Annotated in this window: 19 protein-coding genes; 11 read left to right on the top strand and 8 right to left on the bottom strand. The window is 71.2% G+C overall.

Features of this window, described 5'->3' with window-relative positions; genetic code table 11:
* Nucleotides 1-84 precede the first annotated feature (84 nt).
* The 4 genes from JF597_RS21210 to JF597_RS21195 are packed head-to-tail and all read right to left on the bottom strand — an operon-like array spanning nt 85 to nt 7,500.
* On the bottom strand, nt 85-1,827 hold the full coding sequence (locus JF597_RS21210; RefSeq protein ID WP_293996956.1) for an ABC transporter ATP-binding protein: 1,743 nt from the start codon (nt 1,825-1,827) through the stop codon (nt 85-87).
* Nucleotides 1,824-3,710, bottom strand: coding sequence for an ABC transporter ATP-binding protein (locus JF597_RS21205; protein ID WP_293996954.1), 1,887 nt, complete (start codon nt 3,708-3,710; stop codon nt 1,824-1,826). Before JF597_RS21205 ends, JF597_RS21210 begins: the two co-directional genes overlap by 4 nt.
* 32 nt (nt 3,711-3,742) lie before the next feature.
* Nucleotides 3,743-5,611 (bottom strand): ABC transporter ATP-binding protein, encoded by a 1,869-nt coding sequence (locus JF597_RS21200; RefSeq protein ID WP_293996952.1) that lies wholly within the window; start codon nt 5,609-5,611, stop codon nt 3,743-3,745.
* Nucleotides 5,608-7,500: an ABC transporter ATP-binding protein gene (locus JF597_RS21195; RefSeq protein ID WP_293996950.1), complete on the bottom strand. Its 1,893-nt coding sequence runs from the start codon at nt 7,498-7,500 to the stop codon at nt 5,608-5,610. Before JF597_RS21195 ends, JF597_RS21200 begins: the two co-directional genes overlap by 4 nt.
* Nucleotides 7,501-7,692: 192 nt before the next feature.
* Here JF597_RS21195 and JF597_RS21190 point away from each other — a divergent pair, with 192 nt between their 5' ends.
* Genes JF597_RS21190 through JF597_RS21175 form a run of 4 tightly spaced genes read left to right on the top strand, consistent with a single transcriptional unit; the run spans nt 7,693 to nt 11,254 of the window.
* Nucleotides 7,693-8,604, top strand: coding sequence for an ABC transporter ATP-binding protein (locus JF597_RS21190; RefSeq protein ID WP_293996948.1), 912 nt, complete (start codon nt 7,693-7,695; stop codon nt 8,602-8,604).
* Nucleotides 8,601-9,335, top strand: a complete 735-nt coding sequence (locus JF597_RS21185) for an ABC transporter permease (protein WP_293996946.1) — start codon at nt 8,601-8,603, stop codon at nt 9,333-9,335. The genes JF597_RS21190 and JF597_RS21185 overlap by 4 nt, the downstream gene beginning before the upstream one ends.
* Nucleotides 9,336-9,363: 28 nt before the next feature.
* A complete protein-coding gene (locus JF597_RS21180; protein WP_293996944.1) occupies nt 9,364-10,620 on the top strand; it encodes a sensor histidine kinase in 1,257 nt (418 codons plus the stop codon).
* Nucleotides 10,610-11,254 (top strand): response regulator transcription factor, encoded by a 645-nt coding sequence (locus JF597_RS21175; protein WP_293996942.1) that lies wholly within the window; start codon nt 10,610-10,612, stop codon nt 11,252-11,254. Before JF597_RS21180 ends, JF597_RS21175 begins: the two co-directional genes overlap by 11 nt.
* Nucleotides 11,255-11,370: 116 nt before the next feature.
* On the opposite strand, the gene JF597_RS21170 is transcribed toward JF597_RS21175, so the two are convergent.
* A complete protein-coding gene (locus tag JF597_RS21170) occupies nt 11,371-11,760 on the bottom strand; it encodes a hypothetical protein (protein ID WP_293996940.1) in 390 nt (129 codons plus the stop codon).
* Nucleotides 11,761-11,858: 98 nt separating this feature from the next.
* Nucleotides 11,859-12,590, bottom strand: coding sequence for an XRE family transcriptional regulator (locus JF597_RS21165; RefSeq protein WP_293996938.1), 732 nt, complete (start codon nt 12,588-12,590; stop codon nt 11,859-11,861).
* A gap of 772 nt (nt 12,591-13,362) precedes the next feature.
* Between JF597_RS21165 and JF597_RS21160 the strand changes: the two genes are divergently transcribed.
* The gene (locus JF597_RS21160) at nt 13,363-13,647 is read left to right on the top strand and encodes a hypothetical protein (protein ID WP_293996936.1); all 285 of its coding nucleotides are present in this window, start codon (nt 13,363-13,365) and stop codon (nt 13,645-13,647) included.
* A 45-nt stretch (nt 13,648-13,692) separates the two neighbouring features.
* On the opposite strand, the gene fxsT is transcribed toward JF597_RS21160, so the two are convergent.
* Both fxsT and glgX read right to left on the bottom strand, forming a co-directional pair.
* Complete coding sequence (fxsT, locus tag JF597_RS21155; RefSeq protein WP_293996934.1) at nt 13,693-15,723, bottom strand: FxSxx-COOH system tetratricopeptide repeat protein; 2,031 nt, start codon at nt 15,721-15,723, stop codon at nt 13,693-13,695.
* A gap of 114 nt (nt 15,724-15,837) precedes the next feature.
* Nucleotides 15,838-18,009: a glycogen debranching protein GlgX gene (glgX, locus tag JF597_RS21150; protein WP_293996970.1), complete on the bottom strand. Its 2,172-nt coding sequence runs from the start codon at nt 18,007-18,009 to the stop codon at nt 15,838-15,840.
* Between the two features lie 319 nt (nt 18,010-18,328).
* Between glgX and JF597_RS21145 the strand changes: the two genes are divergently transcribed.
* The 6 genes from JF597_RS21145 (at nt 18,329) to JF597_RS21120 (ending at nt 24,682) form a co-directional block, all read left to right on the top strand.
* Complete coding sequence (locus JF597_RS21145; RefSeq protein ID WP_293996932.1) at nt 18,329-19,564, top strand: Ig-like domain-containing protein; 1,236 nt, start codon at nt 18,329-18,331, stop codon at nt 19,562-19,564.
* 211 nt (nt 19,565-19,775) lie between these two features.
* Nucleotides 19,776-20,954, top strand: a complete 1,179-nt coding sequence (locus JF597_RS21140) for an Ig-like domain-containing protein (RefSeq protein ID WP_293996930.1) — start codon at nt 19,776-19,778, stop codon at nt 20,952-20,954.
* A 94-nt stretch (nt 20,955-21,048) separates the two neighbouring features.
* Nucleotides 21,049-21,816 carry an enoyl-CoA hydratase-related protein gene (locus tag JF597_RS21135; protein WP_293996928.1) on the top strand — a complete coding sequence of 256 codons (768 nt, stop codon included), beginning with the start codon at nt 21,049-21,051 and terminating at the stop codon, nt 21,814-21,816.
* Between the two features lie 289 nt (nt 21,817-22,105).
* Nucleotides 22,106-22,609 (top strand): ATP-binding protein, encoded by a 504-nt coding sequence (locus JF597_RS21130; RefSeq protein ID WP_177232932.1) that lies wholly within the window; start codon nt 22,106-22,108, stop codon nt 22,607-22,609.
* Between the two features lie 121 nt (nt 22,610-22,730).
* A complete protein-coding gene (locus tag JF597_RS21125; protein WP_293996925.1) occupies nt 22,731-23,489 on the top strand; it encodes a polysaccharide deacetylase family protein in 759 nt (252 codons plus the stop codon).
* Complete coding sequence (locus JF597_RS21120; protein WP_293996923.1) at nt 23,489-24,682, top strand: YncE family protein; 1,194 nt, start codon at nt 23,489-23,491, stop codon at nt 24,680-24,682. The genes JF597_RS21125 and JF597_RS21120 overlap by 1 nt, the downstream gene beginning before the upstream one ends.
* The last annotated feature ends 9 nt before the right edge of the window (nt 24,683-24,691 follow it).

Genomic DNA, 24,691 nt, shown 5'->3' with positions numbered 1-24,691 from the left:
CGGAAATCGTCCGTTGTCCGGATGTTCATGTTCGGTATGCGGATGTGTTGCGGTGAGGCCGCGATCGGCACCCGCTCCGGCGGCTCAGGGCGCCTTGTCACCGTGCCAGGTCGCCCACAGGGCCGCGTACGCCCCGCCCGCCGCCACCAGCTCCTCGTGCGTGCCCAGTTCGGTGAGGAGGCCGCCCTCCATCACGGCCACCCGGTCGGCGTCGTGGGCGGTGTGCAACCGGTGGGCGATGGCGATGACCGTACGGCCTTCGAGTACGGCGGCCAGGGCGCGCTCGGTGTGCCGGGCGGTCGCCGGGTCCAGCAGCGCGGTCGCCTCGTCCAGGATCAGCGTGTGCGGGTCGGCCAGCACCACCCGGGCCAGCGCGAGTTGCTGGGCCCGGGAGCCGTCGGTGGTCGTGCCGCCCGTGCCGAGCGGGGTGTCCAGGCCGCCGGGCAGGCCGCGCACCCAGTCGTCGGCGCCGACGGCGGTCAGCGCCGCCCACAGGTCGGCGTCGGCCGCGGCCGGTTCGGCGATCAGCAGGTTGTCCCGGACCGTACCGAGGAAGACGTGATGTTCCTGGGTGACCAGCACGACCTGGCGCCGCAGCCGCTCCGGCTCCAGTCCGGCGATCGGCACCCCGCCCACCGTCACCGTGCCCGACCCGGGCGCCTCGACGCCCGCCAGCAGCCGGCTCAGCGTCGTCTTCCCGGCACCGGAAGGACCCACCACCGCGAGCCGCTCCCCGGGCCGCACCGTCAGATCCACCCCGCGCAGCACCTCGCCGCCGCGCTCGTAGGCGTAATGCACCCCGCGTACGTCGATCCTGTCGTCCGCCGGCGTCGGCGCCGTGCCGTCCGCCGCCGCCCGCGGGGCCCGCGCCAGCCCCTCCACCCGGGCGAACGAGGCGCCGCTGGACTGGAGTTGCTCCACCCGGATCAGGATCTGGTCCAGCGGTTCCGTGAACTGCCGCAGATACAGCGCCGCCGACACCACCACCCCGACGCCCGTGTGCAGCAGCCCGCCGACCAGCAGCACCCCGGCCACCGGCACCGAGTACGACACCTCGACCGCCGGGAAGAACACGGTGCGCAGCCACAGGGTGTAGAACCGGGCCTTCCGGTTGGTCTCCAGCGCGTCCCGGCTCGCCGTGATCCGCTGCCCCTGGAGCCGGAACGCCTCGACCGTGCGGGCGCCCGCCACCGTCGCCGTGACGATCTCCGCGACCCCGGAGGTGGCCGCGCCCTCTGCGAGGTAGCCGTCCCGGGCCCGGCGCAGGTACCAGCGCAGCGCGAACCAGACCGGGGTCAGCCCGAGCACCCCGAACGCGGCCAGCGCGGGGTCCAGGACGAACACCGCGCCCATCACGAACACCGCCTGCACCGTGTTGACCAGCAGCTCGGGACCGGCGTCCCGCAGCGTGGTGCCGACGGTGTTCACGTCGCCGGTGCCGCGGGCGGTCAGGTCGCCGGTGCCGGCCCGCTCCACCACCGCCGCGGGCAGCGCGAGCGCCCGGCCCACGAACTCCTCGCGGACGCGGGCCAGCGTCCGCTCGCCGAAGCGGTGGCCGAGGTAGCGGGCGGAGCGGGCGAGCAGCAGCTGGGCGAGGGAGCAGAGCAGGATCCACCGGGCGAGGTGGTCCACGGCGCCGACCCCGCGGCCGGCCCGTACCTCGTCCACGATCCGGCCCACCAGCCAGGGGCCGGCCAGGCCGGCGCAGGCCGCCGCCGCGTTCAGCAGCAGCGCGGCGGCGAAGGGGCCGCGGTCCGCCCGCACCAGGCGCAGGGTGGCGCGGCGGACCTCGGCGGGTTGGGCGACGGGGAGTTGACCTGTCGTCACCTTGCGAACTCCTCGTCCTCCGTGTCCCGGGCCACGAGGGCCCGGTAGCCGGGTGCGTGGTCCAGCAGGCCCTCGTGCGTGCCGGTCGCGGCGACCTTGCCGTCGACCAGGAAGACCACCTCGTCCGCGTGGGCCAGCAGCAGCGGGGAGGTGGTGGTGACAAGGGTGGTGCGGCCGCGGCGGGCGGTGCGGAGGCGCTCCGCCACGAGGGCCTCGGTGTGGGCGTCGAGGGCGGAGGTGGGCTCCACGGCGAGGAGGACCTCGGGGTCGCTGAGCAGCGCTCTGACGAGGCGGATGCGTTGGCGTTGGCCGCCGGAGAGGTTGCGGGCGTTGGCGTCGATGGGGGAGTCGAGGCCGGCGGGGAGGCCCTGGACGATGTCGTTCGCCGCGGCGGCGTGGAGGGCGTGGGTGATGTGCGCGTCAGGGGGTGGGGTGGGGTGTGCGTCGGCGGGTGCGGGATGGTCGTGGCTGGTCGCGCAGTTCCCCGCGCCCCTTTGGGGCGCGTTGTGGCTCGGGCCTCGGGGTGTGTCGGTGGGTGAGTGGGGGCTGGTCTCGCCCGCGCGGCGGCAGCCGCAAGTCAGAAACAGCCCCGCGCCCCTTTGGGGCGCGTTTGCGGTGCCGGTGATGACATCGATCAGGGGGCCCGCGAAGAGGTCGGCATCGTTGTCGGCGACCAGGATGCGGGACCTGACCTCCGCCAGGGGGACGGCGTCGAGGCGTACGCCTCCCCAGGTCACGTTCGAGGGGGTGTAGCGGCCCAGGCGGTCGATCACCGTGGTCGTTTCCGTCGCGCTCACCAGGGCCGTCAGGCGGCCGGGGCGGACCAGTACGCCCGAGTCGGGGTCGTGGAGGGCGGACGGCTCGGCCGGGGCCGGTGCGGAGCCCGTGTCCGGTTGCGGCTCGTGGCGCAGGAGGCGGACGACCCGGCGGGCGGCCACCACGCCGCGGCTCAGCTGGTAGCCCATGTCGAGGAAGAAGGCCACCGGGCCCACCAGGACCGCGACATAGCCGTACACGGACACCAGCTGGCCCACCGTGATGTCGCCGCGGGCGGCCATCCGGGCCGCGATCCAGGTCACCACCGCCAGGAACACCGTCGGCAGGCCCATGCCCAGTGCCTGGACCCAGCTGGCGACCGCGCCCACCCGGTAGCCCTGGTCGCGCAGGTGCCGGGAGTCGCGGCGGAAGGCGTCCGCGAACAGGCCCTTGCCGCCGAGGCCGTTGAGGACGCGCAGGCCGCCCGCGAGGTCGCCGATGCGGGCCGTCAGGATGCTCTGGCGCTCCCGGTACTCGGTCTCCCTGCCCTGCAGCCGCCGGGCCAGCGGGCCCGCGACGAGGGCCACCACCGGCACCCCGAGCAGCACCACACCGGCCAGCAGGGGCGAGATCCTCAGCAGGAGACCGGCCACCACCGCGTACACGACGACCGCGCCCACCCCGGGGCCGACGACGGTCAGCGCCTGGGCGATGGTGTGCACGTCGCCGACGCCGATCGTCACGACCTCCCCGGCGTCGGACCGGCGCGACAGCTCGGCGCCGAGCCGTACCGTCTGCCCGACGAGCACCTTGACGGTGCGGAAGTAGGCGTCCATCCGCACCCGGGTCATCGTGCGGTGGCGCATGATGCTGATCCAGGCGTTGACCGCCCCGAGGACGAAGATCGCCGCCGTCCACCCGGCCAGCACCGCCATGCGGCCCGGCACCAGGCCGTCGTCCACCGCCCGGGACATCATGTACGGCGTCCCGGCCATCAGCGACAGCCACGCACTGCCCAGCAGCGCCCCGGCGAGCGAGCGGCCGGGCTGGCGGGCCACCAGCCACCACAGGTAGGACCACCCGCCGCGCGTGTCGGGCGTGCCCGGATCCTCGTACGCGTCGATCACCCTGCGACCCCCGTTCTCCCGCCGTCGGCCGGCTAGGCCAGACTGTCCCGCCACGCCCGGTGCAGATCCGCGAACCGGCCCGTGCCCGCGATGAGTTCGGCCGGGCGGCCGTCCTCGACGATGCGGCCGTGCTCCATCACCAGCACCCGGTCGGCGATCTCCACCGTGGACAGCCGGTGCGCGATCAGCACCGCCGTGCGGCCCTTGAGGACGGTCGACATCGCGCGCTGCACGGCCCGTTCGCCGGGAATGTCCAGGGAACTGGTCGCCTCGTCGAGGATCAGCACCGCCGGGTCGGCGAGCAGGGCGCGTGCGAACGCGACCAGTTGGCGCTGCCCGGCCGAGATGCGCCCGCCGCGCTTGCGGACGTCCGTGTCGTACCCGTCGGGAAGCGCGGCGATGAACTCGTGCGCGCCGATCGCCTTGGCCGCCTGCTCGATCTCCGCGCGGCCGGCGTCCGGGCGGCCGATGGCGATGTTCTCGGCGACCGTGCCGGAGAACAGGAACGACTCCTGGGTGACCATCACCACCCCGCGGCGCAGTTCCGGCACGGTCAGCTCGCGCAGGTCCACGCCGTCCAGGAGGACCCGGCCCTCGGAGGGGTCGTAGAAGCGGGCGAGCAGTTTGGCGAGCGTCGACTTGCCGGCGCCGGTGGAGCCGACGACCGCGACCGTCTGCCCGGCCGGGAGGGTGAGGTCGAAGACGGGCAGCACCTCGCCGCCGGTGCGGTAGGCGAAGCGGACACCGTCGAAGACGACCTCGCGGCCCGGGAGTTCGCCCGCCGGCGGGGGCAGCTCCTTCGGGACCGAGGGCTCCGGGACGGACGGGGTCTGGGCCAGCAGGCCCGCGATCTTCTCCAGGGAGGCCGCGGCCGACTGGTAGGAGTTGAGGAACATGCCGAGGCGGTCGATCGGGTCGTAGAGCCGCCGCAGGTAGAGGACGGCGGCGGCCAGGACGCCGAGCTCCAGCGAGCCGGACGCCACCCGGTAGGCGCCCCACAGCACGATCACCGCGACCGAGGTGTTGGCGACCAGCCGGGAGCCGACCACGTACCGCGCCATTTCGAGGAGCGCGTCGCCGTTGGTGCGCTCGTGGCGGCGGTTCAGCACGGCGAACTCGGCGTCGTTGGCGGCCTCGCGGCGGAACGCGCGCACCGGGCGGATGCCGTTCATCGTCTCCACGAACTTCACGATCACCGCCGCGATCGCCGTGGACCGCGCCTTGTACACCCGTACCGCGCGCCGCTGGTACAGCCGCACGAGCAGGTACAGCGGTACGAAGCTGGCCACCGCGACCGCGCCGAGGCCCAGGTCCAGCCAGAGCAGCATCGCCGAGATGTAGAGGAAGGAGAGGATGACCGTGACCAGTTCCTGGAGGCCCTCGGCCAGCAGCTCGCGCAGCGACTCGACGTCCGTGGTGGAGCGGGAGATGAGCCGGCCGGACGTGTAGCGCTCGTGGAAGTCGATGCTCAGCGCCTGCGCGTGGCGGAAGATGCGGCCGCGCAGGTCGAGCAGGACGTCCTGGTTGACGCGGGCGGAGGCCTTGACGAACGCGTACTGGAGGCCGCCGGAGAGCAGGGCGCTCAGGCCGTACCCCGCAGCGACCGCGAACAGCGGGCCGTGGTCGTGGCGGCGGAACGCCGGTACGGCCGTGTCGATGGCGTACGCCACCAGCAGCGGGCCCGCCTGGACCGCCGCCTGCTGGAGCAGCAGCAGGAGCGTGGTGACGGCGACCCGTGCCTTCATGGGGGTGAGGAGCGAGCGCAGCAGGGTGGCCGTGGCGCCGGGCGGGGTGGGCAGGACGTCGCGGTCGAAGGGGTCGCCGCCGGGGGTGCCGGCCGGGTGCGGGCGGGGGCGTTCCTCGTCCTCGTCGGGGGCGGGCAGGGAGGTGGCTGCGGTCATCGGCGGTGATCCTCCCCGGACATCAGGTGGGCGTACTCGGCGTTGGTGCGCAGGAGTTCGTGATGGGTGCCGACGGCGGTGACCCGCCCGCCGGAGAGCAGGGCGACGCGGTCGGCGAGCAGGACGGTGGAGGGGCGGTGGGCGACGATCAGCGCGGTGGTGTCGGCGAGTACGTCGCGCAGCGCCGCCTCCACGGCGGCCTCCGTGTGCACGTCCAGGGCGGAGAGCGGGTCGTCGAGCACCAGGAAGCGGGGATGGCCGACGACCGCCCGCGCGAGCGCGAGGCGCTGGCGCTGGCCGCCGGAGAGGCTGAGGCCCTGCTCGCCGACCTGGGTCGCGGTGCCCTGGGGGAGGGCGTGCGCGAAGTCGGCCTGCGCGACGGCGAGGGCCCGTGCCAGCTCCGGTTCGCCGGCGCCGTCCCCGGCTCCCATGAGCACGTTCTCGCCGACGGAGGCGGAGAAGAGGGTGGGTTCCTCGAAGGCCACGGCGACGAGGGAGCGGAGTTCCTCGCGGGGCATGGCGGTGATGTCGACGCCGTCGAGGGTGATCCGCCCCGAGGTGACCTCGTGCAGGCGGGGGACGAGCGCGGTGAGCGTGGTCTTGCCGCTGCCGGTGGCGCCGACGAGGGCCATGGACTCGCCGGGGCGGATGTGGAGGTCGACGAGTTCGAGGGTCGGGGCGGAATCGGGGGCGGCGTCGGGGTAACGGAACCGCACGTTCTCGAAGCGGATGCCGTCGGGTTCGGGGGCCGGTCCGCTGTCGGGTGCGGCGCCGTCGTGGCTGGTCGCGCAGTTCCCCGCGCCCCTTTGGGGCGCTGCGCCGAGGCGCCCGGTAAGGGGCGCGGGGAACTGTGCGCTCAGCCCCCACGCACCCGCACCCGACGCCGCGTCGGCGCCCTCCTCCAGCGCGTCCCGCACCTCGAAGTACCGCTCAGTGGCAGTGGCGGCCTCCTGGCTCATCGCCAGGAGGAAGCCGATCGACTCCACCGGCCACCTCAGCGCCAGCGCCGTCGACAGGAACGCCACCAGCGTCCCCGCGCTCAGCTCGCCCTCCGCGGCCTGGATCGAACCCCACAGCAGCGCCGCCCCGATCGCCACCTCCGGCAACGTCACGATGACGCCCCAGATCATCGCCAGCATCCGCGCCTTGCGCAGCTCCGTGCCCCGCAGGGTCCGTACCAGTTCGCGGAACGCGTGCGCCTGGCTGCGGTGGCGGCCGAAGCCCTTGATGATGCGGATGCCGAGCACGCTCTCCTCGACCACCGTCGTCAGGTCGCCGACCTGGTCCTGGGCGAGCCGTGCCACCTCCGCGTACCGGCTCTCGAAGATCACGCACGTCCAGATCACCGGGATCGTCGGCCCGAGGATGACCAGGCCCAGCGACCAGTCCTGGGCCAGCATGATCAGCACGCCGACGAGGATCGTCACCCCGTTGACCAGGAGGAAGGTCAGCGGAAAGGCAAGGAACATGCGGAGCAGCATCAGGTCGGTGGTGGCCCGGGAGAGCAGCTGGCCGGAGGCCCAGCGGTCGTGGAAGGCGACCGGCAGACGCTGGAGGTGGCCGTACAGGTCCGCCCGCATGCCCGCCTCGACACGGGACAGGGGCCGGGCGACCAGCCAGCGGCGCAGGCCGAAGAGCAGGGCTTCCGCGATGCCGAGCAGCAGCAGGTACAGCGCGCCGAGCCACACCCCGGCCGGGTCGCGGTCGGCCACCGGGCCGTCCACCATCCACTTGAGGACGAGGGGGATGACGAGCCCCGTACAGGAGGCGACGATCGCCACGAACGCGGCGACGGACAGCCGCACCCGCACCGGCCGTACGTACGGCCACAGGCGCAGCAGGGTGCGGATGGCGGACCGGTCCTTGGTGGTTGCACGTGTCGGAGGCATCAGGGGCGAGCCTACGGATCGGCACTGACAACGCCCACCGAGTTTTGGCCGGACCGGAGTCGGCCGCTGGTCCTACGACCTGGGCGTTCGAAGGGTCGTACAGGTGGATCCGCGGCATCAGCCGATCGGTTGATGACGGTTCGAGCGGGGCGGCCGATGTGGCGGACCCGGGCCGGGCGGGACCCTCGGAGCATGCCAACCGTCATCGAAGTGACAGACCTGCGCAAGTCCTACGGCGGCCGGGCCGTCGTGGACGGGGTGAGTCTCGCCGTCGAGGAGGGCGAGATCTTCGGGATCCTCGGGCCGAACGGGGCCGGCAAGACCACCACCGTGGAGTGCGTGGAGGGACTGCGGGTGCCCGACGCGGGGCGGGTCCGGGTCACCGGGCTCGATCCCGTCGCCGACCACGAGAAGGTCGCCCGCGTCCTCGGCGCCCAGTTGCAGCAGAGCGAACTGCAGCCCAAACTCACCGTCCGCGAGGCCCTTGAGCTGTACGCCTCCTTCTACCCGAGCCCGCTCGACTGGGCTCCGCTCGCCGAGCGCCTCGGCCTCGCCGACAAGCTGGCCACCCGGTTCGGCAAGCTGTCCGGCGGCCAGCGGCAACGCCTCTTCATCGCACTGGCGTTGATCGGCAACCCGCGGATCGTCGTCCTCGACGAACTGACCACCGGGCTTGACCCGCGGGCCCGGCGGGACACCTGGAAGCTGATCGAGGACGTCCGGGACCGCGGGGTCACCGTCCTCCTCGTCACCCACTTCATGGAGGAGGCGCAGCGGCTCTGCGACCGGATCGCGGTGATCGACAAGGGCCGGGTGGCCGCCCTGGACACCCCGGCCGGGCTGATCCGCCGCAGCGCCGGGGCCACCGTCATCAGCTTCACCCCGTCCGCCCCCCTGGACGACCACGACCTCGCCGCCCTCCCGGCCCTCGCCTCGATCGAGCGCAAGGACGGCCGGATCACGCTCTCCGGCACCGACGAGACCGTCAACGCCGTCATCACCCTGCTCGCCCGGCACCGCGTCACCGCCCACCAGCTCCGGGTCGTGGACGCCACCCTCGACGACGCGTTCCTGGACCTCACGAAGGAGGCAGACGCAGCATGAACACCGCCGTCCTGCGCACCGAGTTCCGTCTCTTCCGCCGCGAACCCGGCGCCGTCTTCTGGGTCTTCCTGTTCCCGACGCTGCTCCTGGTGATCCTCGGCTCGATCCCCTCCTTCCGGGAGGCCGACAAGTCCCTGGGCGGGCTGCGCCCGGTCGACGCCTATGTGCCAGTCGCCGTGCTAATCGCCCTGATCATGTCCGGGGTGCAGACCCTGCCCCAGGCGCTCACCGGCCACCGGGAGCGGGGCATCCTGCGCCGGATGCGGCTCACCCCCGTACGGCCCTCCGCGCTGCTGTCCGCACAGATGGTGGTGCAGGGCACGGTCGCCCTCGGTTCGGCGCTGCTGGCGCTCCTCGTGGGCCGGCTCGCCTTCCACGTACGGCTGCCGGAGCAGCCCGGCGGATACCTGCTGGCCCTGCTGCTCGCGGCCGCGGCCGCCCTCGCCCTCGGCTCCGTCGTCTCGGCGCTGTCCCGCACCACGAAGATCGCGGGCGCGATCGGCTCGGCGGTGTTCTTCCCGATGATGTTCTGTGCGGGCGTCTGGATCCCGGTCCGGGAGATGCCGCACGCCATGGCCCGGGTGGTGCAGCTGACCCCGTTCGGCGCGGCGGCCCGCGCCCTGGACCGGGCCGCCGCCGGACAGTGGCCCGGCTGGGAGCACCTGGGCGTGCTCGCCGTCTGGACGATCCTGCTGACGGCGGGTGCCGCCCGCTGGTTCCGCTGGGAGTAGGAGGCGGCCCGCCGTGCAGACTGGGGACATGACCGCGGAGGACAACCGGATCGACCGGCGCTGGGAGCAACTGCACACCTGGGGGCCGTACGGGTTCCTCGGCATCAGCATCGTCCTCGGAGTCGCCTCCGCCGACCCCCACACCCCCGACACCGTGTGGCTGACCGCATGGTCGCTGGTCGGCGCCGCGCTCGTGCTTCAACTGTGGTGGCACGGCACCCGGTTCCGCCGACCCGGCCACGGCCGCACGCCCTCCGCGGCCGGCAGCGCGTACTACCTGGTCCGCTGGGCCCTCGCCTTCGTCCTCACCTGGCTCAGCCCGTTCTTCGCGTTCTACGCGGCCACCGGCTACATGGACGCCGACGAGCTGCTGCCGCGCCGGTTGCGGCGGCTGGGGCTGCTGGCGAGCGCCGTCACCGTGGCGGGTGCGCAGTCGGGCGGGATGCCGTTCGGGAGCGTGGTCCAGTGGACCCTCTTCGCCGTGCTGCTGCTCGCCAACTCGGCTCTCCAGGTGGGGATCGCCCACCTCAACGAGCAGGAGAAACTGCGGTCGCGTGAACGCAGCGAGACGATCGCCGCCCTGCGCCAGGCCCTGGACGAGAACGCGGCCCTGCACACCCAGCTCCTCCTCCAGGCCCGGGAGGCCGGGGTCGCCGACGAGCGGCGCCGGCTCGCCGCAGAGATCCACGACACGATCGCCCAGGGCCTGGCCGGGATCATCGCCCAGCTCCAGGTCGTCACCAACGCCCCCGACCCGGAGGTCGCCGAGGAGCACGTGGGCCGCGCCCTCGCGCTGGCCCGGCACAGCCTGGGCGAGGCCCGCCGCTCCGTGCACAACCTGGCCCCGGTGGCCCTGGAGCACGACGGCCTCCCCGAGGCGCTGCAGAAGACGGTCACCGAGTGGAGCGAACGGACGGGCATACGCGCCGAGTTCACCGTCACCGGCACCGCCGAGCAACTGCACGAGGAGGTCGCGGCCACCCTCCTGCGCATCGTCCAGGAGGCCCTCTCCAACGCCGCCCGGCACGCGCACGCCTCCCGCGTCGGCGTCACCCTCTCCTACCTGGGCGACTTCCCGGGCGGCGAGGTCATCCTCGACATCCGCGACGACGGCACCGGCTTCGACCCGCTCGCCGTGCCCGCCCGCACCCGGGCCGGCGGCTTCGGCCTGGACGGCATGCGCGCCCGCGCCGAACGCATCGCCGGCTCCCTGACCGTGGAGTCCGAACCGGGGCTCGGCACCGCCCTGTCGGCGCGCGTACCGTTGGTCCGCCATGACAACTGAGCCCCCGATCTCGCTGCTCATCGTCGACGACCACCCCGTGGTCCGCGACGGACTGCGCGGCATGTTCGAGTCCGCCGCCGGCTTCACGGTCCTCGGCGAGGCGTCCGACGGCGCCGAAGCCGTCACGCTCGCCGGTACCCTCGACCCCGATGTGATCCTCATGGACCTCCGTATGCCGGGCGGCGGCGGGGTCGACGCCATCCGCGAACTCACCCGGCAAGGCGCCCGCGCCCAGGTCCTCGTCCTCACCACGTACGACACCGACTCCGACACCCTCCCCGCGATCGAGGCGGGCGCGACCGGCTACCTCCTCAAGGACGCCCCGCGCGAGGAGCTCTTCACCGCCGTCCGCGCGGCCGCCCAGGGCCGCACCGTCCTCTCCCCGGCCGTCGCCTCCCGCCTGGTCTCCGCCGTCCGCACCCCCACCGCCCCCGCCAACGAACCCCTCTCCGCCCGCGAACGCGAAGTCCTCACCCTCGTCGCCCGAGGCACCTCCAACCGCGAGATCGCCCGCGAACTCTTCATCAGCGAAGCGACCGTGAAGACCCACCTCACCCACCTGTACGCCAAACTCGGCGTCAACGACCGCGCGGCTGCGGTCGCGACGGGGTACCAGCGGGGGATTCTGGGCTAGATGATCAATTCCAAGGGACGCTTGCGGAGGGTGTGGGGGTTGGCCGTGGCCGAAGCCACCGCGAGACGGTCAGGCGGTGGGCTGTCGGCCCTGGTTGTCGAGGTGGCAGCGGGCGGTCAGGCGTCAGGGTCGACTTCGGGGTGCGTGAACCGCACGGGCTTGCCCAGCGACCGGGCGTAGGCGATTTCGGCTCGGGTGCTGTCTCCGACGTAGTCGCCGACTACGAGCACCTCGTCAGCGAGCCGGATCTTCGCCCGATGCAGATCGTCGAGTCGAACCTTCAGCGCCTCGGCCTCGAGAGGATCGGGCCAGAGTTCGTGCGGCGACTTCATGTCACAGCCCGGTTTGACGACAATCTTTCCGGCTTTGGTCTCCCGCAGATCGGCCTCGTCCATCTCGGTCATGAAGCGGGTGGAGCCGCAGATCACGACGATACGCGGGAGGCTCAACAGCTTCTTCGCGGCGGCGAGCTTCTCCTCGGGGGTGAGAAGTTGCGGGTATGACACTGGTTCCTCCTGGTGGTTCTGATCACAGAAAAAGCCCCGGTTTCTCTTCGTGTTTTGTACGGCAGATATCGGGGTGATTTCTGCGTTGTGCAGAGCCGTCAAATGCTAACGGGCGTTGCGCGCGACCATAGCTCTTCGGCGTGCTCAGTGAACCGCTCGAACAGTCCGTCCTGGTCACGTCGGCGTAGGTGCAACAGGGGGGAGTCGTGGCCCACAAGCCTGGCAAGGTGAGGTGTTACGAGAGCCTGGGAATCGAACCGGAAAACAGAAAGACTCACGTGATTCGCTGCATCTTCCGAGACGCTAAAACGCGTTTCCAGGTTTTCTGCGCTCCCCAACTTGCCTAGATTCTCAAGCGTGATGCGGATGCGTGTCGAGACGGACAAGGCAACATCTTCGATAGCTTCACGCTGGCTTGTGATTTCACTTTCGGGATCGCCCAGAAGGAATCGGACTCGACAACCGCTTTCGAGTTTTTTGCGCAGGGTGGCTACGAAGTTCGGTTGGTCGATGAATAGGAAATAGTTCGTGTATCCGGCAAAGAACAGGTCTTCTTTCGTGCTGGCCACAAGCTCGCCCCAGACCGTTGACGGGCAGGCCGAGCGGTAGGGGTAAGTCCGCACGATTTCCAGGTCTCCACCTGTTTTTAGGCGATCCTTCACTGCCTGCGGCCAGAGCATTTCCTCATCTACTTTCAGTGCTTCGGCGGCGTCTGCCCTGTTTCGAGCATGCGGAATTAAGTTCTCATCCGCGACCCAACGTTCAATGGTTTTGCTCGCGACTCCTACACGGACCGCAAGCTGTCGCGGGGACAGCCGGGCGTCGTTCATAGCTGACCGTAGGCCGTGGTTCAAGTCCGCTCCTCTGGACGTTTGGGCGTTTTCAACGCTACCGCCCAACTGGCCCAACTGTCCTTCCATGTCCGGCGATACGGCCACCAGGTGTCAGGACGATTGGGCACGCAAGAGACCCCGGCGACCGCGCGAACGGTCCCGGGGCATGGCCAACGCTTTAGAGGAGCGGTGACAGTGTCCTACCTATCACAGGCACTCGAATGGATGAGAGGCGTCCTGTTCGGGCGCCGTACGCCCGGCAAGCACGCGGCCACCCACACGCGCCCAGCAGCGCCCCCGGCGTTCCGCGGGCGCTCCGCGCCGGACGTCTGGGGGGCACGGCTGGTCATCGCTCGCAGGCGGCGCGCGCAACGGCAAGCCTGGACCCCGTATCCGCCTCAGCCGTACGGACGTTCCGAGTGGTTCGCGTCGCGCGACTGGGAGGCTCAGGAAGCGTGGGAGCGTACGGGACCTATTGTCCGGCCCTACGTCGACACGTGGTGCGAGGTGCCCAGGAACAGCTGCCCAGGCGTTCAAGTAGACCCCTGGGAGCACATCCAGTGATGACGATCGAGGTCTACAGGGTCAACCCGGCGACAGGCGCCCGTACACAGGTGCGCGGCAAGCGCACTGTGAAACCGTCGGATGTGCCGGACCTCTCCAGCGGATACCCGCCCTGCGCGTGCCCATGCTGCACCGCACCAGGCAGTCGCAGCAGGATGCATGCCCTTGTGACCGAAGCCAACCGGCGTAGCAGGGGGGAACTGTGATGCGCGCGCTGATCACTGCCGCTGAATGGACCCTCGGGGCCGAAACCGGCGAGGGTGCCCCGTCGGGCATCCACTCGGCCGAGTGCCTCATCTGCGGGGCGCAGGCGCAGCCAACCGACGACGAGCGCCTGCCGGTTGAGATCTGGGCGCTGAAGCACACGGGTCTGAATCCGACACATCGTCAGTTCAAAGCAGTGGCGGAGACCTTCTGGCGAGTCACCCCCGCCCACGGCAACCCGTACGCCAGGCAGGGCACAGGCCAGGGCGCGCCCAGCGCACGCTAGCACCACCCCCGGTTGTGCGACTTGCCGCACAACCGGGGATTCTGGCTAGCGTGTGCCGCCTTGCAGACTGTCGACCAGCGCGAACGCGTCCTCGGTCTTGGGGTGGGTCCTGCCCAGCCGGGTGTGCAGGATGTGTGCACCCCGGCGCGCCAGGTCCGCGGCTGTCGAGTCGTTCAACGTGTGCAGGACCCGGGCCTGGAACAGCAGGACGTACCCGATGTAGAGGTGGTCCGGCGCGTACTTGGCCTCGCGGATCCGCAACGCGCGCGCGATGAGCGGTGCGGCACTCGCGTGGTCGCCGAGATCGACGTGGACGTTCGCCAGCGCGATCAGGTCGAAGCTCACGTACGGGTCGTCCGGCCCGTACGCCGCCTCGTCGATCCGCAGCGCCCGCTCGGCCAGAGGCCGCGCCGCCTCGTGTTCACCGAGGATGCACAGCGTCCGCGCGAGCGTGGCCAGATCCGTCGCGATGGCGGGACTGTCCGCCGGCAGACAGGACTCGTGCACGCTCAGCGCGCGTTCCGCCAGCTGACGTGACCGCTCCGGCGCGCCGAGATCCCGGTGGATCTGCGACAGGGCGATCAGATCGAAGCCGACCTCGGCGCTCCGGCCGTCGAGCGACTCGTCGATCGCGAGGGCACTTTCGCACAGGTGCAGCGCCACCGAGTAGTCCCCGATCTGGACGAGGAACTCCGACGCCAGCCGCAGCAGCACCGCCGTATCCGCGGCACACTCGGCCGGTGGATCGTTGTTGGCCACCGCGAGGACGTGCGGAAGCAACTGCTGCCACCGCGGCCGGGCGTCCGGGGCACTGTGGAGGTCGTCCGGTACGGCCGCCAGCAGCGCACGACACAGCCGGACCCGGGCGTCGACGTGCGCCTCGGCCGGCATCCCGGCCCGGATGGCGGCCTGAACCAGCCGGTGCACCACCAGGGACGCGTCACCGCGCCTCGCCAGACCCAGACCGGCCAGGGCGCCGACTGTCGCGTCCCACGCCAACGGATCGGCGGGGACTCCGTCCAGTGTTTCCGGGCTACCGGTGAACAGGTCCAGCGGGACCGGCTCCGGCGCCAGCAAGGCGCAGAGCTCCAACAGGCTTACCGCCTGAGGCTGGTCAGTCTCCAGTCTTTCCACGCTGAGCTGCCACAGGGTCGCGACGACGACCGAGGGCCGGTGGCTCGGCTCACCCCGCCCGATCATGTCCTCCAGGTGCGACGCCAGCAGGTCCCGGTACCTTTCGGGTGTCGTCTGGTGGTAGCCCATGTATCCGGCCGCCTGCTCCAACGCCAACGGCAGGTCGCCCAGTTGCTCGGCGATCCGGTCCGCCACGGCCTCGGTCATGCCCGGCACCCGTTGTGCCAGCAGCTTCATCGACTCCTGCCTGGTGTACACCTCCAGGTCGACGACACCGGCGCTGCTCGACCAGCCGCTCACTCTGGTCGTGACGATGACATGACCGTTGCCCGCCAGGCCCCCCGACGGCAGCGCGTGTGCGAGCGTGCCCGGTTTCTCCGCGTTGTCGAAGATGATCAACCAGGGCCTGCGGTCCACCAGGTTGCCGTACACCCGTGGGATCGCTTGGTCGGAGCTCACCTCCGCCAGCCCCAGCTCCCCGGCCAGTGACACGAACTGCGGCGCGACCAGGTCGGGTGTCTCGGCGTCCAGGAAGGCGACGAACCGGTACTTCGACAGGTACCGGTAGGCGTACTCCACCGCGAGCTGGGTCTTGCCGACGCCGCCCAGCCCGTGCACGACCAGCATCGCCACGTCGTTCACCGAGGTCAGGCGCTGCCGCACCTGCCGTAGCGTTGCGTCACGGCCGGTGAAGTCGGAGTTGCGCGGCGGCAGCCGGTACGCCGTGGCCGGGAGTGGATCCTGCCCGCGGTCGGGGCGCGGCGGCTGCCCCAGCCCGATCAGCGCCAGGGGGATCAGAAGGAGCAGCACCACCCACGGGTGGACCCGCACGAAGTCCAGCGGCCCCGGCCAACGGCTCTGCCCGGACGCCGCGTTGAAGGCAAGGCTGCCGACGAACAGTACGAGCAGACCAGCCACCGCACCCGCCAGCCTTCGCCACATGGCTCCCTCTCCGGTACGGCGGCCGACCGCGCCGGTCAGCGGTCGGTTCGGTCTTGTCCTAGAGCGTAGCCCGGGTAGAGGTGAAGCCCGGAGTGATCTTCTCTCAGGCCGCCTTCAGCCGACCACCCTCAGGAAGAGCACCGCCCGCCCCGGTACCGTGACCACCGCCCCCCCCTCGTGCACCACCCCCGGCTCCGCGCCCTGTTCCTCCAGTGACGTGTCCACCAGCACCTCGTAGCGCTCCGCCCACGGCGCGCCCGGCAGGACGAACCGTGCCGGGCGGTCGCCGGCGTGCAGGACCGTCAGGAAGCTGTCGTCCAGGACCGGGGCGCCCCGCTCGTCGCGGCCCGGGATGTCCCGGCCGGAGAGGTACATGCCGAGGGTGGCGGCCGGCGCGTACCAGTCGCCCGCGGTCATCTCCTCGCCGCGGGCCGTGAACCAGGCCAGGTCGCGCAGGCCGTCCGCCGAGTGTGCGCGTCCGGAGAAGAAGGCGCGGCGGCGCAGCACCGGGTGGCGGTGGCGGAGCCGGATGAGCCGGGCGGTGAGGTCGAACAGCGGCCGCCAGGCCGGGTCGTCCAGCAGGCTCCAGTCCAGCCAGCTGATGTCGTTGTCCTGGCAGTAGGCGTTGTTGTTGCCGCGCTGGGTGCGGCCCAGCTCGTCGCCGGCGACCAGCATCGGGACGCCCGTCGACAGCAGCAGGGTCGTCAGCAGGTTCCGCAACTGCCGCCTGCGCAGCGCCCGTACGCCCTCGTCGTCGGTCTCGCCCTCGGCCCCGCAGTTCCAGGACCGGTTGTCGCCGGAGCCGTCCCGGTTCTGCTCGCCGTTGGCCTCGTTGTGCTTGCGCTCGTACGACACCAGGTCGCGCAGGGTGTAACCGTCGTGCGCGGTGACGAAGTTGACGGAGGCGTACGGGCGGCGACCGCCCCACGCGTAGAGGTCGCTGGAGCCGGAGAGGCGGTAGCCGAGGTCGCGCACGTCCGGGAGGGCGCCGCGCCAGAAGTCGCGGACGGCGTCGCGGTAGCGGTCGTTCCACTCGGTCCAGAGGGGTGGGAAGGCGCCTACCTGGTAACCGCCCGAGCCCACGTCCCACGGCTCGGCGATCAGCTTGACCCGGCGCAGCACCGGATCCTGGGCGATCACCGCGAGGAAGGGGGAAAGCATGTCGACGTCGTGCATCGAGCGGGCCAGCGCGGCGGCGAGGTCGAAGCGGAAGCCGTCCACGCCCATCTCCGTCACCCAGTAGCGGAGGGAGTCGGTGATGAGGCGCAGCACGTGCGGGCGGACCACGTGCAGGGTGTTGCCGCAGCCGGTGTAGTCGGCGAAGCGCCGGGCGTCGTGGTCCTGGAGCCGGTAGTAACCCCGGTTGTCGATGCCCTTCAGGGACAGCGTCGGGCCCAGCTCGCCCGCCTCCGCGGTGTGGTTGTAGACCACGTCGAGGATGACCTCGATCCCGGCCGCGTGCAGCGCGCGCACCATCCGCTTGAACTCGCCGACCTGCTGTCCCGTCGTACCGGAGGCGGCGTAGGCCGCGTGCGGGGCGAAGTAGCCGATGGAGTTGTAGCCCCAGTAGTTCTTCAGGCCGCGCCTGAGCAGGTGGTCCTCGTGGGCGAACTGGTGGACGGGGAGCAGTTCCACCGCCGTGACGCCGAGGCCGACCAGGTGCTCGATCGCGGCCGGGTGGGCCAGTCCCGCGTATGTGCCGCGCAGCTCCTCGGGTATCCCGGGGTGCAGTCTGGTGAAGCCGCGCACGTGCAGCTCGTAGATGACGGAGTCCGCCCACGGCGTCTTCGGGCGGTGGTCGTCCGACCAGTCGTCGTCATCGTGGACGACCACGCCCTTCGGGACGTACGGCGCCGAGTCCCGGTCGTCGCGGACGGTGTCGGCGACCTGCTGGTCCGGCCAGTCCCGGACGTGCCCGTACACCTCGGGCGGCAGCGCGAACTCGCCGTCCACCGCCCGCGCGTACGGGTCCAGGAGCAGCTTCGCCGGGTTCCAGCGGGCGCCGGTCCAGGGGTCCCAGCGGCCGTCGACCCGGTAGCCGTACCGCTGTCCCGGCAGTACACCGGGGACGAACCCGTGCCAGATCTCGTGGGTGAGTTCGGTCAGCGGGATGCGGGTCTCCCGCCCCTGCTCGTCGAAGAGACAGAGCCGGACCGCCTCCGCACCGGCCGCCCACAGCGCGAAGTTGGTGCCCGCCACCCCGTCCGGCCCGACCCGGAACCGGGCGCCGAGCGGTGTCGACGCCCCCGGCCACGCCGCCGGCACGGGGAGGGGCGTCCCGTTCACCGCGGGGGCGTGCGCCGTGGCGCCGTCCGCCCTCGGGGCCCGCGCCGGTGCCCCCTGCTGCTCGGCTGCGCTCGTCACCTGTCGGCCCCTTTTTGTGTCCCGCGGCTCGCCGACCACCGGGGCGCCCACCCGCGTGAGAGCAGCCGACGGCGCCCGGACTCCCGGTCCCGGGCACGGTCGGCGGCTCGCTACGGACGTGCCCGCGACGGTTCGCGCACGGGCACGGCGGCTCCCCAGCTCGTCGTCCTTCCCTCTGTTCTGCCCAGTGCCGGCGTCGCACTCACGTTTCCCAGGGGCATGCCCGCTCGTTGAGCCGCACGTGAGTCATCCACAAGGGCGCGCACGGCGCGCGGGGGCCGCGCTGGCCGCGGCACTGACATGGGCGGGGCTGCTGGCGGGAGCCGCCGGCTGCTCCTCGGACGGCACGGACGGGCTCGGCATCGACCGCGTCCTCGGCGGCAAACCCGCGGCGCCCGAGGACGTCATCCGTATCTCCCCGGACGACGGCACCAAGGCCGTACGGCCCGACGGACGGCTGGCGGTGCGGGTGCCGGCCGGCCGGCTGGAGTCCGTCAGCGTCGTCAGGTCCCAGGACGCCCAGGACTCCCCGGTCCCCGGGCACATCGCCGCGGACGGCAGGACCTGGCGGCCCGACGACCCGAGACTCGCGCTCGCCGCCAAGTACACCGTCGACGCGGTGGCCGTCGACGGCGCAGGCCACCGGTCCGCCCGCCACACCACCTTCACCACGCTCGTCCCCGACGAGCGCTTCATCGGGTACGTGACCCCGGAGAACCGGGCCACCGTCGGCACCGGCATGATCGTCTCCCTCGCCTTCAGCCGCGACATCGACAACCGCGCCGCGGTCGAACGCGCCATCCGGGTGACCGCGAAGCCCGCCGTCGAGATCCGCCCGCACTGGTTCGGCAAGAACCGCCTCGACTTCCGCCCCGAGCGCTACTGGCAGCCCGGCACGGTCGTCACCGTCGGCCTGGACCTCCGTGACGTCGAGGGCGCCCGCGGCGTCTACGGCCTCCAGTCCAAGACGTTCACCTTCACCGTCGGCCGCAGCCAGGTCTCCCTCGTCGACGCGGCCGCGCACACCATGGAGGTCCGCCGGGACGGCGAGCTGCTCGCCACCGTGCCGATCACCGCCGGGGCGCCCGAGCACACCACCTACAACGGGAAGATGGTGGTGATGGAGATGCACGACGTGACCCGCATGAACAGCCGCACGGTCGGCTTCGGCGGCGAGTACGACATCCCCGACGTCCCGCACGCCCTCAAACTCACCGACTCCGGCACCTTCCTGCACGGCAACTACTGGGCACCGGACGCCCCCGGCCACGTCAACGTCAGCCACGGCTGCGTGGGCCTGCGCGACGTGAAGGGCGGCAGCTCGGACACGCCCGCGGGCTGGTTCTACGACCGCAGCCTCATCGGTGACGTGGTCGAAGTCGTGAACAGCAAGGACAAAACCGTCTCTCCCGACAATGGCCTCGGGGGATGGAACATGGGGTGGAAGGAGTGGAAGGCGGGCAGCGCGGTCAAGTAACCAGGTGGGGGCGGGTCGGTGGGGGCGGGAACTTGCGACGCAACGGTGACATTCGCCCAACACCAAGCTCAAAACCCTGCGGTTACTATGCGCCAATGCGCGCGCCTGACGCGCTGGGGTGGGCCTGACCAGGCCCTGGGAGGGGAGAACGACTTTGAACGAGCGGCCGATATCGGGGGCGTCGGTTCGGGGGGCGCGGAGGAAGCAGGGGATGGCGGTCGTCGCCGGAGTCCTGCTCATGGCCGTCACCGCCTGCGGCGGGGGCGGCTCCTCCGCCAAGGGGGCGGACCAGGGCAAGGCCAAGGACTCCACCACCCAGGCGAGCAAGCAGTCCGTCGCCACCGTCAGCATCAGCCCCAAGTCCGGCGCGACCGGCGTGGACACCAGCGGAGCACTCAAGGTCAACGCAGCCAAGGGCAAGCTGACCGACGTCGAGGTCAAGGACGCCAAGGGCACGGAGATAGCCGGGGCGATAGCGGCGGACGGCGCCAGCTGGACGCCGTCGACACACCTCGCCAACTCCACGAAGTACACCGTGCACGCGGTCGCGAAGGACGCCGACGGCCGTGAGTCGGCGGAGGACTCCAGCTTCACGACACTGACCCCGAAGAACACGTTCATCGGCTACTTCACGCCGGAGGACGGTTCCACGGTCGGCGTCGGCATGCCGTTCTCCATCCACTTCACCCGGGGCATCACCGACCCGGACGCGGTGGAGAAGGCGATCACCGTCAAGACCGAGCCCGCGGTCGACGTCGAGGGCCACTGGTTCGGCAACGACCGGCTCGACTTCCGCCCCGAGAACTACTGGAAGTCCGGCACGAAGGTCTCCGTCTCCCTCAACCTCAACGGCGTCGAGGGCCGTGACGGCGTCTACGGCGAGCAGGCCAAGACCGTGAAGTTCACGATCGGCCGCAGTCAGGTGTCCGTCGTCGACGCCAAGAAGCACACCATGAAGATCATGCAGGACGGCAAGGTCGTGAAGACCCTCGCGGTCACGACCGGCAAGCCGGGCTACGACACGTGGAACGGCCAGATGGTCATCAGCGAGAAGCTGCGCGTCACGCGCATGAACGGCGAGACGGTCGGCTACGGCGGTGAGTACGACATCAAGGACGTGCCGGACGCGATGCGGCTGACCACGTCCGGGACGTTCATCCACGGCAACTACTGGGGTGGCGACGCGTTCGGCAACTACAACGCGAGCCACGGGTGCGTGGGGCTGCGCGACCTCCGGGGTGGGGGTGACCGGTCGGTGCCGGCCGCGTGGTTCTTCGACCACTCGATCATCGGCGACGTGGTGACGGTGAAGAACTCCAACGACCGGACGGTGTCGCCGGACAACGGGCTCAACGGGTGGAACATGTCTTGGGCCGAGTGGACCAAGTAGTTCGTCGGCCGGCGGGTGCGTGGGGGCTGGTCGCGCAGTTCCTCCCCCAGCGCCCCTGAGGTAGGGGGCGTGAACGCCCGCTAACCTGCGGGGCATGACTGTGACCCTCGAAGTCTCCGAAGGCGTCGGCACGCTCCGTCTCGACCGGCCGCCCATGAACGCGCTCGACGTCGCCACCCAGGACCGGATCAAGGAGCTGGCGGGAGAGGCCACCCGTCGCGAGGACGTTCGTGCCGTCGTCATCTACGGCGGCGAGAAGGTCTTCGCGGCGGGAGCCGACATCAAGGAAATGCAGAACATGGACCACGCCGCCATGGTTCTGCGCTCCCGTGACCTCCAGGACTCCTTCAGCGCCGTCGCCCGCATCCCCAAGCCGGTCGTCGCCGCCGTCACCGGCTACGCGCTCGGCGGCGGTTGCGAGCTCGCCCTCTGCGCCGACTACCGCATCGCCGCCGACAACGCCAAGCTCGGGCAGCCCGAGATCCTCCTCGGGCTCGTCCCGGGAGCCGGCGGCACCCAGCGGCTGCCCCGGCTGATCGGCCCGTCCAGGGCCAAGGACCTGATCTTCACGGGCCGTATGGTCAAGGCCGACGAGGCGCTCGCCATCGGGCTCGTCGACCGTGTCGTGCCCGCCGCCGACGTCTACACCGAGGCCCACGCCTGGGCGGCGAAGCTGGCGCAGGGTCCGGCGATCGCGCTGCGGGCCGCCAAGGAGGCGATCGACACCGGCCTCGAGACCGACCTGGAGACCGGGCTCGCCGTCGAACGGAACTGGTTCGCCGGGCTGTTCGCGACCGAGGACCGGGAGCGCGGGATGCGGAGCTTCGTCGAGGAGGGGCCGGGCAAGGCCAAGTTCCTGTGATCTTCGCCCCGCTGTGAATGCCCCGAACCACTTGCAATTGACGCGATGTCTGATTCCGGGTCCCCCGATGGGGCGGATTATGGGAGCCTTAAGGCAACCCTAAGCCCGCCTTGTCGAGGGGGTCTGGCGATTGCCCGGAGATGGTACGTCTTCGCAGGTAGGACCAGTTGTCGATGAGTCCGTTATGCCGACGGCATATGCCGATCGCCCGGTATCGGACGGAAGCTTTGCGGGGGCGTATTCCCCGGGAACGGCCACGGAGGGCGCTCCGGGCGGCCATGATGGGGGCATGGCGGGGCTGGAGGGCATCGAACAGCCGCGGGGACACAGTCGTGCGGCCGCGGCGCGCTGGTCGCCTGCGGTCGAGGACGAGCGGGCGCTCAAGGCGATCGAGCTGTTCGGCAACCCGACCGACGCGGAGGTTCCGCTGCCGTCCCGCCCCGAGTCCGCGGCGACCGCCCGCCGGCTCGCCCAGGTCGTCGTCCTCCGCCAGTGGCGGCTCAGCCCCAAGATGACGGAGGACGCGGTCTTACTCGTCTCGGAGCTGGTGGGCAACGCCGTACGGCACACCGGCGCCCGGGTGTTCGGCCTGCGGATGCGCCGCCGCCCCGGATGGATCCGGGTGGAGGTGCGCGACCCGTCGCGGGGGCTGCCCTGCCTGATGCCGGTTCAGGAGACGGACATCAGCGGCCGCGGCCTGTTCCTGGTGGACAAACTGGCGGACCGCTGGGGCGTGGACCTGCTTCCCCGCGGCAAGACGACGTGGTTCGAGATGCGGGTGGCTGATCGATAGGGGCAAGCGAAGGCGCCCCGTCAGGGGTGCGGCGAACTGTGCGACCAGCCCCACCCGTCGCGACTTGCAAGAACAACCCTTTTCGGGTCAATAGCCCACTTTCTTACCTATGCACCCTTAAATGGTGCAAGTGACCCCTACCAATCGACGCGACCTCCTCCGCGCAGGCGCCGCTCTCACCGCCGGCGGCACACTCGCCGCCGGATGCGGCACCACAGGTACGGCCACCGCAGCACCGCCCACCGTCACCCCCACCTCACCGTCGGCTTCCCCCCGCCGGCTCCCCTTCCAGGTCACCCACGGCCCCCGCGCCACCGCGTCCGTCGCCCTCACCTTCCACGGTCAGGGCGACCCCGCCCTCGCCGACCGGCTCCTCACCACCGCCGAGCAGCACGGCGCCCACCTCACCGTGCTGGCCGTCGGCAGCTGGCTCGACGCGTACCCCGCCATGGCCCGCCGTGTCCTCGACGGCGGCCACGACCTGGGCAACCACACCCAACGGCACGTCTCCATCAACGCCATGGCGGAGCCGGACGCCCGCAAGGAGATCACCGAGTGCGCCGAGCGGCTGAAGCGGCTCACCGGATCGATCGGGAGCTGGTTCCGCCCCTCCCGGGCGCCGACCGCCTCCCCGCTCGTCGCCCGGCTCGCGGCCGAGGCCGGCTACCCGCACGTGCTGTCGTACGACGTCGACTCGCTCGACTACACCCGGCCCGGCGCATCGGCCATCACCCGCAAGGTGCTCGCGGAGGTCACGGGCGGCTCGGTGGTGAGCATGCACTTCGGATACCCGGACACGGTCGCCGCTCTCCCCGCCGTCCTCCAAGAACTCCACCGCCGTGGACTGCGCGCGGTCACCACCACGGAGCTGCTCAGCTGATGCGAACCACGAACGCCGCCCGTCTGCTGTCCGCCGGTGCCGTCCTCGCCGTCCTGGCGCTGCTGCCCGCCTGCAGCGGCGGTTCCGAGAGCCCCGTGAAGCCGGCCGCCGGCACCACCGCGGCCGTGCAGCCGCCGGCGAAGAAGGCGGAGCAGGCCGTCGACGGACTGCCGGGGATGCCCCCGGTCCTCGACCCGAAGGACGTGTACGCCGCCGACCGCCCCGGCAACCTCTCACCCGTCGTCAAGGGCTTCCCGTCCCTGGTCTACGTCCCGAACACCAACTCCGACACGGTCTCGGTCATCGACCCGAAGACGTACCGGGTGATCGGGACCATCCGGGTCGGCCGGCAGCCCCAGCACGTCGTGCCGTCCTGGGACCTGAAGACCCTGTGGGTCAACAACGACCTGGGCAACAGCCTCACCCCCATCGACCCGAGGACCGGCAGGGCCGGCAAGCCGGTCGCCGTGCACGACCCGTACAACCTGTACTTCACGCCCAACGGCAAGTACGCGATCGTGATGGCCTCCAACGACCGCCAGCTGGTCTTCCGGGACGCGCACACCATGCAGACCGTCAAGGCCGTCCCGGTGAGCTGCTACGGCGTCAACCACGCCGACTTCTCCCTGGACGGCCGGTACTTCATCGTCTCCTGCGAGTTCAGCGGCGAACTGCTCAAGGTGGACACCGAGAAGATGAAGGTGCTCCGGCAGGAGAAGCTGCCGTACCACGGAGCCATGCCGCAGGACGTCAAGGTCTCGCCGGACGGCAAGCGGTTCTACATCGCCGACATGATGGCCGACGGGGTGTGGGTCCTGGACGGCGACGCCTTCACCAGGCCGACCTTCCTGGCCACCGGCAAGGGAGCCCACGGGCTGTACGTCAGCCGGGACTCCCGCGTGATGTACGTCTCCAACCGGGGCGAGGGCACCATTTCCCTCTTCGACTTCGCCCAGAACCGGCTGACCGGCAAGTGGCGGCTGCCGGGCGGCGGCAGCCCCGACATGGGCGGGGTGTCGGCGGACGGCAAGGTGCTGTGGCTGTCCGGCCGGTACAACTCCGAGGTGTACGCCATCGACACCCGCACCGGCGCCGAACTGGCCCGCATCCACGTCGGCAGCGGCCCGCACGGCCTCGCCGTCTACCCGCAGCCGGGCCGCTACTCGCTCGGCCACACGGGCATCTTCCGCTGACCTGTGCGG

Origin of the sequence: Streptomyces sp., assembly GCF_019510245.1 — a bacterium.
Taxonomy (GTDB): Bacteria; Actinomycetota; Actinomycetes; order Streptomycetales; family Streptomycetaceae; genus Streptomyces.
This window is presented reverse-complemented; position numbering and strand designations above follow the sequence as displayed.